This is a genomic window from bacterium, from assembly GCA_040755755.1.
Taxonomy (GTDB): domain Bacteria; phylum SZUA-182; class SZUA-182; order DTGQ01; family DTGQ01; genus DTGQ01.
Window position 1 is genome coordinate 1 of sequence record JBFLZW010000036.1, and the last position, 13139, is coordinate 13139.

A 13139-nucleotide genomic window follows, 5' to 3' on the forward strand; every position below is an offset into this window, starting at 1 on the left:
TGTGATCTGAGCCTTTTTCAGCTCGGCTTACGCTTCTATAATTATCTATTGAACCAGGAATTACCTATCCCTGTATTATTTTATCATGCCTTTGAGGCAAGATTATGAAAATGTGTCCGGTAGTGAGTAGTAGGCATGATAAGTCCTCATATAAAAATCCAAAGGCGGAGATTTAACTCCGCCTTTCGGGTGAAGTGCGATTACATCCAAAAGCTTATTTCCCCCTGCCTTATTCTACCGCTCCTTTATGGGTATATACGGCCGGTTATGGTCGCCGATGTACTGCTGGGTGGGACGGAATATCCGGTTATCCTGTACCTGCTCCAGCCAGTGCGCTGCCCAGCCGACAACTCGGGAGATGGCAAACAGGCAGGTGAAAAGATCAATGGGAATGCCCAGGCATTCATAGACAATGCCGGAATAAAAGTCCACATTCGGGCACAGGTTCTTATGGGACAGTTTCTTATCAACAATCTCTTCCAGTTTCAGAGCGATTTTGTAGAGGGTTTTGACTTCCTCGCCGGGGAAGGCATCGAGCAGTTCGGGAATAAGGCTTTGGAGAACATCTGCCCTCGGATCTTTGGTCTTGTAGACCCGGTGTCCGATACCCATGATTTTGGCCTTGGCGTTGAGTTTTTCATCCACGAAAGATTCCACGTTATCCGGATGTCCGATCGAATAGAGCATTCGGATGACCCGCTCATTGGCACCGCCGTGGAGTGAGCCGCTCAGGGCTCCGACAGCCCCGGAAATTGCAGAGTAAATGCTGGCCTGCGTGGAGCCGATGACTCTGGCCGTAAAGGTCGAGGCATTCATGGTATGCTCCATATGCAGGATCAGGGCCTTATCCAGGACCCGGGCCGCTTCCGGATTCGGCGGGTTTCCGGTCAGCATGTAGAGGAGGTTTTCCGCATGATTGTATTTGGATTGGGGTGGAATCGGCTCTTCCCCGTTGCGATGGCGTTCAAAGGCGGCCAGGATCGTGGGCATTCTGGCAATGAGTGAAATAGCCCGCCTCAAGTTGTGACGGGAGGAGCACACATCGTCAGCGTAATAGTCCTCGCCCTGGAGAAGAGCGGTAGCCGTCTGGAGGGCGATCATGGGATGCATGCCCACGGGAAAATGGGTAATTGCCTCGCGGATCGTATTGGAGATATACCGGGATTTGGTCAGCAGGGTCTTGAACTGGTTGAATTCCCGCTCCGATGGCAGATGCGAATAGAGGAGCAGGTAGGCGGTTTCCTCAAAACAGCTTTCTTCTGCCAGTTCCCTGATATTGATACCTCGGTACTCCAGAATCCCCTGCAGGCCATCGACATGGCTGACGGAAGACTTATTGCAGATAACTCCTTCAAGCCCGGGGCGGTAATTGTCCTCCACTTTCGGCTGTTCTCCTTTGGGCTTCTCGATACTCACCATATTGACATTCCCCTGGTTGTCCATACATTCCATATACTTCTCCTTTCCTTGCCTTTGCAGCAGTTACGTGGGCAGATAATCCAGCTTCTTGGCGTGTGGATAAAACTATACCATAAAATCAAAACCAAAATCAAAGCCATAACAAGCCGGGACTCTGAGGAAAGAAAAAAAGATGGATTCTCATGATTTAGCCACCGGCTCACCATCCGGTGGCTAAATCATTGCAGCATTCACCTTGAAATGAAGACAGGAAGTATGTTCTAGTAGCCAGTAGAGGAAGGAGATGTATTCCAGGCAAGGCCTGGTGTGAGCGTATTCGTAAAATTATCTCCGAACACAAAGAAGTTGTAATTCTGGCTGATAGTATAATTCTGTCCATTGGGAGAATTATAATTGAAGCTCGAAGAGGGAATGGCAGAGTATGGCAGTGTTGCCTTATAATTGAACGGAGAATATGAATAATCAGGGGAAACTCCCCAGGTGGATACGGTAACCGCATTTCCAGAATAATCATCGGCTAACCGGTGTCCCCATCCCCATCTCCATTGGTATCCGAAACCTGGCCCATTGCAAAATGGATCGTAGTTTGTCACATATACGGATGGTTGATACAATAACGGCTGATAGGTTGAATCCAGGTCCGTCAGATATAATGAAGGTTCGTAATTTACTACGGTAGTGTTATTTACCGTGGTGTAATCATTCATCAATGCCGTATAACTGTTGTAACTCCCACCGCCACCGCGTCCATTGTTCCAGCCTGCAAACAGGTCATCATACCTTCCGCCATGATAACCTGCGGCTTCAAGAAGCATGGGAATAACCAAAACACTTATAACAGTAAAAAGTATACCAGTGATTTTTTTGTCTATAATTTTTGACATTACGATATCCCCCCTGAAAAATTTTAGGTATTACCAATAGTCATTAAAATATAGATTACCCCAAATAGTAACTTATTATTAAATAAACATCCCCCCTTCGGTTAACCAGAATTTTAATTCTTATTATAGACGACGGGTTACAGTAATAGTTACGAATTTCTGCTGTTTGAATAGCCGATGGTAAGGGGTATACCCAGGGACGGGCTTTGGATGAGGGTAATCAGGAGGATTTCCAGCCTTCCAGGACTTCCCTGGGCTCCTCACATATCTGGACCAGGGGCAGGCTCACCTTTCTCTCCTCCCTGGCCAGGATTTCTCCCAGGGGGGCGAAATGAAAGTCCTGCAGCAGACGGATGAGCTTTTTTTCTGTTGTGTGCAGGTTAAGATAGTGCCGGAACTGGTTGACCGGCCCAATGGGCAGACGGGGCTGCCCCGGATCAAGCTCCCAGGGATGAAGGTAGATAACTGCCGGGCGTCTTTCCGTGTGATTCACCTGGAGCAGAGCGCGATAAATCAGCGAATAGGGCAGGAGGCGAAAGTACCCCCCTCCGGCGATGGGAAAATTCTGTCCCAGAAGGCTGACGGTGGACAGAGGAAATTCCCGGATGGATTTATTTTTCGGGGTCCTGATCCGGTAAGGGAAGCGGGGGGAGTCAGGAATGCCGTATCGGTCGTGAAAAATGGGGAAAATGCTGGAATCATAGCGAAATCCCTGCTCAATAAGGATATCAAGGGCCCAGAGGGTATCCTGGCGGATGGAAAAGGTAGGGGCCCGGTATCCCCGGATTGCCAGATGAGTAATCTGCTCCAGAGCCCGCCTGCTGCGCTCAATGTCAGCCCGGAATTCCTCCGGAGTCTGCCGGTAAATATCCATGTGCTTATATCCATGACAGGCGATTTCATGCCCTTCCCGATGGATCTCCTCTACCAGTTCGGGATATCGTTCGGCATTCCATCCCAGGATAAAAAAGGTGGCCCGGATACGAAACTTTTGAAATATATTCAGGAGCCGATGCACATTGGACCGGAGACGGCTTTCCTGCTTCGACCATTCCTGAAACTGGATAACCGACTCCATGACTTTGGCCTGAAAGTATTCTTCCATATCGATTGACAGGGCATTAATCATGATTATCCCTGGCTTTCGTGAAATCTTCATTGATTTGCCTTTGCACTGCATCAATCATCATGGAGAGAGAAACGATCTGAGTCAGGATAACGACGTCCTTAAGCTCCGGGTTTTTTATGGAAGATAAATCATCGGGAAAGCAGGGCAGGTTTTGCCCACTCGTGCATGTTTTCTGCAAGTAGTTCCGGTAGAGGGAATTTACTCCCTGAGAAAGCAGCTCAAGGTCCTGACGCACCGAAGGAAGATGCCCCATCCTGTCTTCGCTTGACTTCCACAGCCTGAAGGGGGCGAATTTTTTCTCTCCCCCCTCTTTCCCCTTCACAGGGAGCTCCATGAGGACCTTGTCAACAAGCCAGGTCCTGATGGTGTGTTTTTGCTCTACATACCCGGCCAAAAGGGCAGCATCACATATAATGTTGATAATCCGGGGGATACCGCCTGAGGCATGGAAGATGCACTTTACAGCTCCTTTGGAGAAAGGATTTCTGGGGCATCCGGCCACTGCCAGCCGATGCTGAATATATTCTCCGGTTTCTTTCAGACTCAAGGGGAGGATATGAAACCAGACGCTGACTCTTTGCCTGAACTGTCGCAGGTGGGGAGAATCCAGAATCTCACGCAGCTCCGGCTGCCCGACGAGAATGATATGGATCAGTTTATCTTTTTCCGTTTCCAGGTTTGACAAAAGGCGAACTTCCTCCATCGACTGGACCAGCAGCCGCTGGGCTTCATCGATAATCAATACTGCTTTTGATCCAGCCGCATATTGCTGGAGCAAATAGGCATGAATCATCTCCAAGATATCTACCCTTGCCAGGGAAGCGGAGGGTTTCGGTATCTCATACTCCCGGGCAATCATCCGAAGCAGTTGCTGAGGGTCGGAGCTTGGATTGGTAATATGGGCAATCCTGGCCCGATCCCGAAACTGGCTGACAATCGCCTTGGTCACCATGGTCTTTCCCGCGCCGATTTCGCCGGTTATTACGGAAAATCCCTTTTTTGCCTCCAGAGAGTAATGAAGATATGCTATTGCCCGCTTATGAATTGAGCTGAGATAGAGGTACTGCGGATCAGGTGTAAGGTTAAAAGGGTTTTCTGCTAACTGGTAAAAATTTTTGTACATGACGTATCCTGGTGATCTAATAGTAATAATAATTGGAACTTGGCCGGTCCGTCCTGTTCAGGACAATGCCCATCAGATTGGCCTTTTTCAGTTTGGCCACGGCTGATTCCAGGGCGACCATTCGGGTTTTACCTGCCCGTGCGACCAGCAGCACGCCATCCACCTTCAGTGATAGAATAAGGGCATCGGTAAACTGATTGATCGGCGGCGAGTCAACAATGACAAAGCGGTTCGGGTACCGCTCCTTGGCTTCCTGGAGGAGCAGGGACATTCTGCGACTGTTAATCAGCTCGGAAGGGTTTTGAGGGATCGGCCCGGCCGGCAGCAGGCTCAGCTTGGGGATTGCGGTCTTGACCAGGGCCTCGGCTAGATTCACCTCATTCCGGAGAAAGTTTGCCAGTCCGACAAAAACCTGTTCCACGCCGAGCATGCGGTGAACCTGAGGATTTCGCATATCGCAGTCGATCAGCAGCGCCGTTTCCTGCAAGCCCTGGGCAATGGATATGGCCAGATTCACCGAGGTGGTGGTCTTCCCCTCCCCTACAGCGGCACTGGTGACCAGGAACAGCCGCTCGCCGTTTTGCTGGCCGGCGTTCAGGATCATGGTCCGCAGCACCTTGTACTGTTCGAAGGCATCGGTACGGTCCTGCATCATGGCCTGAATCCGGGGATCAAGCTCATGAAAGTCAGGGGATGGCCTGGATGGTATGTGGCCTATGGCTGATATGGACTCATTTTTTTTCCGCTCCTGGGCTGCTCGCTCCAGAGCCCGCTCAATAAAGCTCATAGTGATTTTCCTTTATTATTGAAACACATTTCGCATTAAGGAAAAAAGGATCAATAACACCCAAAAGATAACTATCACCCCGTGGATAACCTGGCAGCGCTTGTGCCGCTGTTTCTCTTCCAGAGTAAATACCAGGGGTATATTAGCCACCACCGGGATATGCAGATTATCCTGAATATCGCTCTCGTCCTTGACTGTGCGACAGAGGTACTCAAAGCCCACCAGAGATCCAAGACCTGTGGCCAGAGACAGAATGATGCAGATCAGGGTAATCTGCCAGGGATTATAGGCAATAGGCCTCAGGGGGAGGCGGGCCGGGTCGAGAATTTTAAACCGGCTCTGGTGAGCGGTTTTTTCCATCTCCCTGACCATGTGAATCTGTGCCAGGCGCTTGAGCAGTGTTTCATAGGCTTCCTCGTTGACCTTGTTATCCCTGGTCAGTCTGGCCAGTTCCTCTTCCTGGGCTGGAATAGAGCTCACCCGGCCAGCGTAAACGGCAATGTCTTTTTCAAGCTCCTGCCGCCTGGTCTGAAGAAGGTTTATTTCAACCTCGATATTGTTGACCTCTTCCTTAAGTTTTTGATAGATCGGGTTAATGATCGAGGTTTCCTGAGAAGGGCCATTCACTTCGGGCTTTGGTTTGCTTTTCTGCTGAGCGGCGGACGCCTTTTCTTTCTCCATCTCTGCTTTCAGCTTGATGACATCAGGATAGTTTTCCGTATATCTGGATGATAACTCAGCCAGTTGAATCCGAAGCTGCCTGATCCGGTCTTCTCTCTGGACAAAGGCCACGATTGATGGCTGCTCCTCAGCCAATTGTTTTTGCAGGATCGTCCGCTTTTGTTCCAATTCCCTGGCTTTTAATTTAACCTCGGTGAATTCGTCCTGAAGCTTCTGGAGGTGAGTGAGGTTAATATTTGCCTCTCCCGGCATCTGGCCGATATTTTTTTCCTTGAATTCTTTGAGGGCCTTTTCCGAGCTCTCCAGCCTTTCCTTGTATTCTTTGAGCTGCCTGCGGACAAAATTATACTCGACCTGGGCCTGGCTCCCGGTCAGCTCCAGATTTTCCTCGATGAACATCCTGGCTAAGGTATTGGTAATGTCCCGGACCTGATGCGGCTCTTCCCCCGTATAGGTAATAGTGAAAAGGCCGGTGCCGATGCTGTCGATGACAATATTATCCCTGATCTGATTGACCATTCTTTCAAGCTCAAGGGAGCTTTCAAGCCCGGAGGGATTTTGACTGCGATGAGCCAGACCGAGGCTCGTGATTACCCTGCCGAGCCGGTTATTGCTGAGAATCAGGTTACGGATGGTCTTTATCTGCTCCGGGTCCACGCTGGTCTGCCTGTTCTGGGCAAGAGGATTTTCAATGGTTTTGACTTCAAGCATGACCGTACATTGAGACCGGTAGCGCCGGGGGAGAAGAAAACTGCCGGCGATCGACAGAAGCAGGCTCAGCGAGAAACAGCCGAGAAAGACCATTTTATGATACCGAAAAATCTGGAAATAATACTTTAATGTTTCTTTTCCCATGAAATTTTATTCCCCGCCTGTGCTGATATTCCTTTCGGCGTTATGACTGTCATGCGCTTCACAGCAGGGATTCCGGAACAAAGATTGTGTCACCGGGCATTAAGGATACATTCATCTCGGGATTCGCTTTCCTCAGCAGAGCTTTGAAATTGACCTGAATGGTAGTAAAAGAATTTTCCCGGCGACGGGAAATCTTGACCCGGTCGATTCTGGCAAATTCGGTGAATCCTCCAGCCTCCAGAATAGCATCCATAGCGGTCAGCTCTTTCCGGAAATGGATGACCTTGGGATTTTTAACCTCGCCAACCACGGTAATTCTGGCGTTAAAATTGTCGGGGATAAAAATCGTGTCATCGGTCTTGAGCTCAATATTCTGGCTCAGGTCACCCTCCTTTAACAGTTGGTAGAAGTCCACCTCAACCGCACGGTCATTCCGGATCAGGGATGCCCTTCCGAGGTCAGCCGTATCCAGGACTCCTCCGATGAGCGATAAAAGCTGCAGGACAGTTGTCCTTCGCTTGAGGGTCACCATACCCGGCTTTTTGACCTCCCCGAAAACATAAACCTTTAAGCTATTGATATTACTGACAGTTACTGTAACCGTCGGCTGATTGACGAACCGGGTTAATTGTGTTTGAATACTGTCGGCCATCTCTTGCGGAGTAAAGCCCGCGGCCTGAATATCCCCCAGCAGGGGAAAAGACACCTTTCCATCAGGACGGACTACTGCCGTGCGGGTCAGATGCTCATTGTCCCAGACCGAGATGGATAGCTCATCCTCAACCCCGATCAGATACGGCTCCCCATCCGAAGCAGCACAGAAACCCGTGTAAGCATGCAGGAAGAGAATCATAAATAACCAGATGCCAACCCCGGTCTCCCCAAAAACCCGTACCTTCTTCATGCTTTCCTATCCCTCCTCTCCTGACCAGGTCTCTCCCTTGCGCCTGGTCAGATAGCATAGCTTCGCCCTCTCAGGGCATATAGGGCAATATCATTACTTCTGACTTCTGACTCCTGACTTCTGACTCCTGACTCCTGACTTCTGACTCCTGACTCCTCTTCACTGACCACTGACCACTCACAAAGCTCCTTTTCTAAAGAGAATGATATTGATGGTTTTTAGAGCAATAAAAAAATCAAGAGCAAGCGACATATGTTTAATGTAAAACAGATCGTAGCCGAGTTTTTCTCCAGTTTCCCGCAGAGTGCCGCAGTAGCGGTAATTGACCGCTGCCCAGCCGGTGATTCCGGGCTTGACAATGAGCCGTTGTTTGTAATACGGAATGACTCTATCCAGTTTCTGAACAAAAAACGGCCGCTCCGGACGGGGGCCTACCAGGCTCATCTCTCCCTTGAAGACATTGACCAGTTGAGGAAGCTCATCGATGCGGGTCTGCCGGAGGAACCGGCCGATGCGGGTAATCCGGTGGTCATTTTTTTTCGTCCAGATCGGGCCGGTCTGTTGTTCTGCATCAGCTCTCATGGTCCGGAACTTATACAATTTGAAAATTTTCTCCCTTTCTCCCACTCTTTCCTGTCTGAAGAGGATCGGCCCTTCCGAATCAAGTCTGATCAGCAGGGCAGAGAGCAGGATAACCGGAGAAGTGAGGATGAGCAACAGGCTCGAAAGAATGATATCCAGGAGCCGTTTGACTATTCGAATCATACCCTGGCTGTGAAAACCGCAGGTAAACAGGAGCCAGCTTGGACGAAGCCGGTTGATCAGGATCTTGCCGGTGACCCGCTCGTAAAAGTCAGGAGCATCGTAGACTTCAAGACCCTGGAGTTTATAGTCCAGGAATCGCTCTGAGGAAAAGGCTTCCCTGCGTTCATCCAGGGCAATAACCATAACCTGCGGCCTGTATCGATCCACGATTTGAGGCAAGTCACCGACTTTCCCCAGAACGTCGGTATCACTTTCCATTTCCAGGGAGGAGAGTTTATCCTCCGATTCCACAATTCCGAGAAAATGGTATTTCCCTGGGGTGTGCTCCCTCAGTGCCTGCGCCAGCTTCCGGCCATTGAAGGTATTTCCGATAATAAGAACCCTTCGGGGAAAGCTGATCGAGGGAAGAAGTTCCCCGGCGGCCAGTCGCCAGAGAAGAACAAAGAGCAGTGCCATTCCCCACGGAGGAAGAAATTGCCGCAGCAGTGTGGTATCGAGGCTAACCAGAGAATAGATAACCACAAGAACCATAGGGATCATAAAGGCGCTGATGATCCGCTGAGCAAGTACTTTCGGTCTTCGGCATACCCTGACATCAAAGAGATCGCAGATAAAAAAGAACAGCAGGTAACAGGGGACAAGCCAGGGGAAAATCCGCACAGCCATCCGGTATCCTCCAAACCAAAATTGCAGAGAGAAAAAGAGAATTGGCAAGTCGCCGATCAAGTATAGAAAACAGTCACTGGATGTATTTGAAAGCACGTAATTTTTCATGAATCTCTGTTTTTACATTTCTATCAAGCAACTGTTCGGCTTGAATATACTTTTTATTTCAGGCGGTGACTTTCAGGTTTTATTCTTGTCATACCTTTCACCTTTAAGGTACAATGAAGCACTCACTTTCACTTACCCCTATAATCGTGAAAAACTGAGGATAACCTTTAATGCAACGTAAGATTCACACGGTTACGCAGCGGAGGGGAAAAATGAGAAAAATCAGCAGGATAATTGTTCATTGCACCGACAGCGAGTTTGGCGATGCACGGCTGGTAGACGATCTGCATACCGGGCGGGGAAATCCCCTGATTTCATTAGCCTGGCCATCGGGAACCGAAGTATACGAGCGGAACCCTTTCCGGAAAATCGGTTATCATTATCTGATCCTGAACGGATTTATCAAGCCGGGAGAGTACCAGGCCGAACTGGATGGCTGCATTGAGCCGGGAAGGAGCGAGGAGGAGGAGGGTGCCCATTGTTATGGCCAAAACCACGACAGCCTGGGAGTCTGTCTGGTAGGAAAGCGGCTGTTTTCAGCCAGGCAATTGTATTGTGCGCTGCCCGAACTGCTGACCAGCCTCAGTGAAAGATATGCTCTCTGCTGTCACGATATTTACGCCCACTATGAGTTCAGCCAGGTGAAAAGCTGTCCCAATATTGATATAGAGCTGATTCGCAAAATTTTCACTGCCTGGCAGGGGAAGTGATCAGTGGCCAGTAAAAAATTGGAGGCAGATGGCTGATAATGAGAAACCGATACCTGATCACTTCGCTTACCGTTTCAAATCCCAGTGGGTATAAAGGACTCTGAGAACATCCGCCAGCAGGCGGACTGAATCGCCGGGATCATTCTGTCTGTTTGCCCGTACCCTCTGCGGGGGACACCATTCTACCGGAACCTCTTTAATTGAAAATCCCATAGCCCAGGCCAGATAGAGCTGCTCGATATCAAAGCTGCGGCCATAAAGCTTCTGGGCTCTGGCAATACATCTGGCCGCCTCCCGCCTGAAGAGCTTGAACTTGCACTGCCTGCACCGGGTCCCCATGATCGATGTAAACCAGGCCAGTGTCTTGACCGCATGCCTCCCCAGCTTCCTTCCTGCAAATGGAGGAAAGGGCTCCTTGATCCCGTCCTTCGGAAAAGCGAGAACCACGTCTATTCCAGCCTGAACATGAGGCCACATTTTTTCCACCTCAAAGATGGGGACCGACAATTCCTCATCCGTACAGAGGATGTACTTTCCCCGGGTTCGAAGTATACTCCGGGACAGGGAAAATCCCTGCCCAAGGGTTTCGATACTTCTCTTGACCCTGCTCGATCTTTGTTCTTTGAACTCATAGACATAACGGCCCGGCTTTTTGATAACCTCCGTAGTCCGGTCGTAATTGCCTCCATCAACGATCATGATTTCCGAATTGAAAACCTGGTTCTGCAGGTAGTCTTTGACAATGTTCAGAGTATCATCGATCTGGTCCTGCTCATTAAAGGCGGAAATGATTACCGAGAGAAAAATATCCGGCTTGGGAGAGCTTTTTTCCTCCATGGACTGGATTGGTTCCAGGTACCGTGCTTCTGCTTTCATCTTCCCTCGGTTTTAGGGCCTTTGTTGTGGTTCATGGTTACTATACCAACAAATTTGGTAACTTGCGCCTGATGAATCCATGCCGTCGTGCCATCATGCCATATGGATAATCCGCATCTCATAAATATTACGTACTTGTGTCGGCTTTTTTGTATTAGATATTGCATAAAATATGTGTAAAGTAGTTATAGCGGCAGCAGGAATAAAAGGTGTCCAGGAATTAATGCTTCATCTCTCTACCGGACACTTTTGAGGTAGCAACCGCGAATGAACGCGAATGAACGCGAACTGAACAAAGAGGACTCGATAATGAAGGCAAATCAAAAGAATTTATTAGCGTCTATTCGTGTGCATTCGCGGTTGATTACAGGAATTGAAAAAAAGTGTCCGGTAGCGAATGCTTCATTTCGCTTGACATGAATAAACCTCAGTTGGTATAATATTCTAAATTTTTTTTCGAAGGCCAATGGGATCCTTCTCATACAAGGATTCTGCCGATAGGATATATATTCGTCTATCGTTATAGCATTATTTTATTAACCACTCATTTATAGGAGGTATAAAGATGTCTACAATCGAAGAAACAGAGTGTCCCATGTTTTCCTTTCACGCCCTGATTACCATGCCTGCCTGTTTTCCCAACCAAAAATTCGATGATGCATACCAATAAAAATACCTAAAATAAAAAATTTTTTTCCCTGTTATGGGCTTCTCCTTTCTTCCTGATCGGGGTCTGGAGATCGGTTTGACTTGTGCTCATCGAGCAGACTGCCAATCGATCGATACCATTTGTCCACGGGATACCTATCCAACCGGAATATGTACACTTCCCTGTTTATTTACGAAGAAAGAAGTATTCTTTTTATATTTGCCCATAAGCTAACAGAAGATAGTTTTTCTCTATAAACAGCGTTTGATTAATTTTCAGGATAGCGTCATCAGTATTTTTTACAAGGTTATGAAAGACACAAGGAGCTTTTCATCATGGTTATACTCATGGTATTGATTGGGAGTTTTTTAGCGGGTATTTTACTTCAAATGGTTTCCACGCGGTTTGGAGAGCGCAATTCACCGGGCAGCCGGTGCTTCGAGACGTGGCAAAGAGTCAGAGAGATACTGCATCCGGCTGTCGTCCTTTACCTGCTTGTTCATATCGGATTGATCGGCGGGGCTGAAATTGCCCACGAGGGCTTGGGCAGCCTCACGGTCCCGGCTATCTTCAGTTTCGGATTGGCCCTGCTTCTTTTTATCATTACCCTGCTTGCGCTATCGTGCATCCAGATCACGGACAGGGAAACACGAATCAGCATTGCCACGCACTTTGGCTCAGTCAGCGTAGGCACTTTTGCCGCAGCGCAAGCATTTCTGCAAAACCGTGGCATTTCCTATGCACCGTCCACCTCAGCCTGGCTGGCCCTCATGGAAGTTCCTGCTATTCTTATCGGGGCCTCAATGCTCGGCGGCGGCCTCAAATCATTGAAGGACACTTTCGGTGACCGGGACATTCTCGTGCTCTTGTGTACCCTGATTCTCGGCTTTCTTCTCGGCCATCGACTGGTCCATCGATTCGATTTTCTTCTTGTCACTCCCTTCGAGGGAGTATTGGCCTATTTCCTCTTCGACATGGGGCATCAAACCGGGGTCAACCTCGGACATCTGCGCCAAAGCGGCTTACGGCTGATTCCCTTTGGCATTCTTATGGCTGTCTGCGGGGGTACCCTTGGAGGGCTCGTGGGCACGCTTTTCGGCCTGGGCATCGGAAATGTGGTTATCGTAAGCACCCTGAGCGCATCGGCCTCGTATGTAGCTTCAACCGCGGTCATGGGCAAGCTCGTTTCCCCGGAGGCCATAGCTACGACCCTCACGGTATCACTGGGAATTACCCTGCCCTGGAACATCCTCATAGGGATTCAGCTCTATACGATCCTGGCCCAGTCACTCCATGCCATTCAGGGAAACCCATACCTGATAGGATTACTCTTGACCTGGTATTTGATTATCGTGATTGGAGGGCTGTTTGCCCTGCCAAGGCTCCGGTCGCTCAGAAGGCTTCGGTGGAATGAAGCCCGGCAGGAAGGGTGAAAGAAGGAGATACGATGCGCTGCCGGGAATTTTCCCGGTTAAGCTTACAGAATCCCGCTGCCTGCATGAGGCAGCGGGAATGGAATCATCGACCATTGCAGATCATGTCGGAGATCCCGGCCAAGAGGAACCTTCCACAGCCTCAACAAC

Annotated in this window: 11 protein-coding genes; 2 read left to right on the forward strand and 9 right to left on the reverse strand. The window is 49.3% G+C overall.

Translation table 11 applies throughout. The annotated features are described in order from the left end of the window. Positions 1-234 precede the first annotated feature (234 nt). The 8 genes from AB1611_12400 to AB1611_12435 form a co-directional block, all read right to left on the reverse strand. On the reverse strand, positions 235-1452 hold the full coding sequence (locus tag AB1611_12400; GenBank protein MEW6380391.1) for a citrate/2-methylcitrate synthase: 1218 nt from the start codon (positions 1450-1452) through the stop codon (positions 235-237). Between the two features lie 227 nt (positions 1453-1679). Then, a complete protein-coding gene (locus AB1611_12405) occupies positions 1680-2303 on the reverse strand; it encodes a hypothetical protein (protein MEW6380392.1) in 624 nt (207 codons plus the stop codon). A 220-nt stretch (positions 2304-2523) separates the two neighbouring features. Then, entirely contained in the window at positions 2524-3432 is a 909-nt protein-coding gene (locus tag AB1611_12410; protein ID MEW6380393.1) for an XrtA system polysaccharide deacetylase, read from the reverse strand. Next, positions 3425-4555, reverse strand: coding sequence for an AAA family ATPase (locus AB1611_12415; protein ID MEW6380394.1), 1131 nt, complete (start codon positions 4553-4555; stop codon positions 3425-3427). Before AB1611_12415 ends, AB1611_12410 begins: the two co-directional genes overlap by 8 nt. 16 nt (positions 4556-4571) lie before the next feature. After that, on the reverse strand, positions 4572-5342 hold the full coding sequence (locus AB1611_12420) for a CpsD/CapB family tyrosine-protein kinase (GenBank protein MEW6380395.1): 771 nt from the start codon (positions 5340-5342) through the stop codon (positions 4572-4574). A 15-nt stretch (positions 5343-5357) separates the two neighbouring features. After that, entirely contained in the window at positions 5358-6878 is a 1521-nt protein-coding gene (locus AB1611_12425) for an XrtA system polysaccharide chain length determinant (GenBank protein ID MEW6380396.1), read from the reverse strand. Positions 6879-6936: 58 nt separating this feature from the next. Beyond that, positions 6937-7782 carry an SLBB domain-containing protein gene (locus AB1611_12430; protein ID MEW6380397.1) on the reverse strand — a complete coding sequence of 282 codons (846 nt, stop codon included), beginning with the start codon at positions 7780-7782 and terminating at the stop codon, positions 6937-6939. Positions 7783-7959: 177 nt separating this feature from the next. Further along, on the reverse strand, positions 7960-9213 hold the full coding sequence (locus tag AB1611_12435) for a sugar transferase (GenBank protein ID MEW6380398.1): 1254 nt from the start codon (positions 9211-9213) through the stop codon (positions 7960-7962). Between the two features lie 320 nt (positions 9214-9533). Between AB1611_12435 and AB1611_12440 the strand changes: the two genes are divergently transcribed. Next, positions 9534-10031, forward strand: a complete 498-nt coding sequence (locus AB1611_12440) for a peptidoglycan recognition family protein (protein MEW6380399.1) — start codon at positions 9534-9536, stop codon at positions 10029-10031. A 66-nt stretch (positions 10032-10097) separates the two neighbouring features. On the opposite strand, the gene AB1611_12445 is transcribed toward AB1611_12440, so the two are convergent. Beyond that, complete coding sequence (locus AB1611_12445; protein ID MEW6380400.1) at positions 10098-10907, reverse strand: glycosyltransferase; 810 nt, start codon at positions 10905-10907, stop codon at positions 10098-10100. Between the two features lie 984 nt (positions 10908-11891). Between AB1611_12445 and AB1611_12450 the strand changes: the two genes are divergently transcribed. Further along, the gene (locus AB1611_12450) at positions 11892-12989 is read left to right on the forward strand and encodes a sodium-dependent bicarbonate transport family permease (GenBank protein MEW6380401.1); all 1098 of its coding nucleotides are present in this window, start codon (positions 11892-11894) and stop codon (positions 12987-12989) included. The last annotated feature ends 150 nt before the right edge of the window (positions 12990-13139 follow it).

Coding starts and splice junctions, on each gene's coding strand:
- AB1611_12400 (MEW6380391.1), bottom strand. CDS start 1,452: ATGGAATGTATGGACAACCAGGGGAATGTCAATATGGTGAGTATCGAG.
- AB1611_12405 (MEW6380392.1), bottom strand. CDS start 2,303: ATGTCAAAAATTATAGACAAAAAAATCACTGGTATACTTTTTACTGTT.
- AB1611_12410 (MEW6380393.1), bottom strand. CDS start 3,432: ATGATTAATGCCCTGTCAATCGATATGGAAGAATACTTTCAGGCCAAA.
- AB1611_12415 (MEW6380394.1), bottom strand. CDS start 4,555: ATGTACAAAAATTTTTACCAGTTAGCAGAAAACCCTTTTAACCTTACA.
- AB1611_12420 (MEW6380395.1), bottom strand. CDS start 5,342: ATGAGCTTTATTGAGCGGGCTCTGGAGCGAGCAGCCCAGGAGCGGAAA.
- AB1611_12425 (MEW6380396.1), bottom strand. CDS start 6,878: ATGGGAAAAGAAACATTAAAGTATTATTTCCAGATTTTTCGGTATCAT.
- AB1611_12430 (MEW6380397.1), bottom strand. CDS start 7,782: ATGAAGAAGGTACGGGTTTTTGGGGAGACCGGGGTTGGCATCTGGTTA.
- AB1611_12435 (MEW6380398.1), bottom strand. CDS start 9,213: ATGGCTGTGCGGATTTTCCCCTGGCTTGTCCCCTGTTACCTGCTGTTC.
- AB1611_12440 (MEW6380399.1), top strand. CDS start 9,534: ATGAGAAAAATCAGCAGGATAATTGTTCATTGCACCGACAGCGAGTTT.
- AB1611_12445 (MEW6380400.1), bottom strand. CDS start 10,907: ATGAAAGCAGAAGCACGGTACCTGGAACCAATCCAGTCCATGGAGGAA.
- AB1611_12450 (MEW6380401.1), top strand. CDS start 11,892: ATGGTTATACTCATGGTATTGATTGGGAGTTTTTTAGCGGGTATTTTA.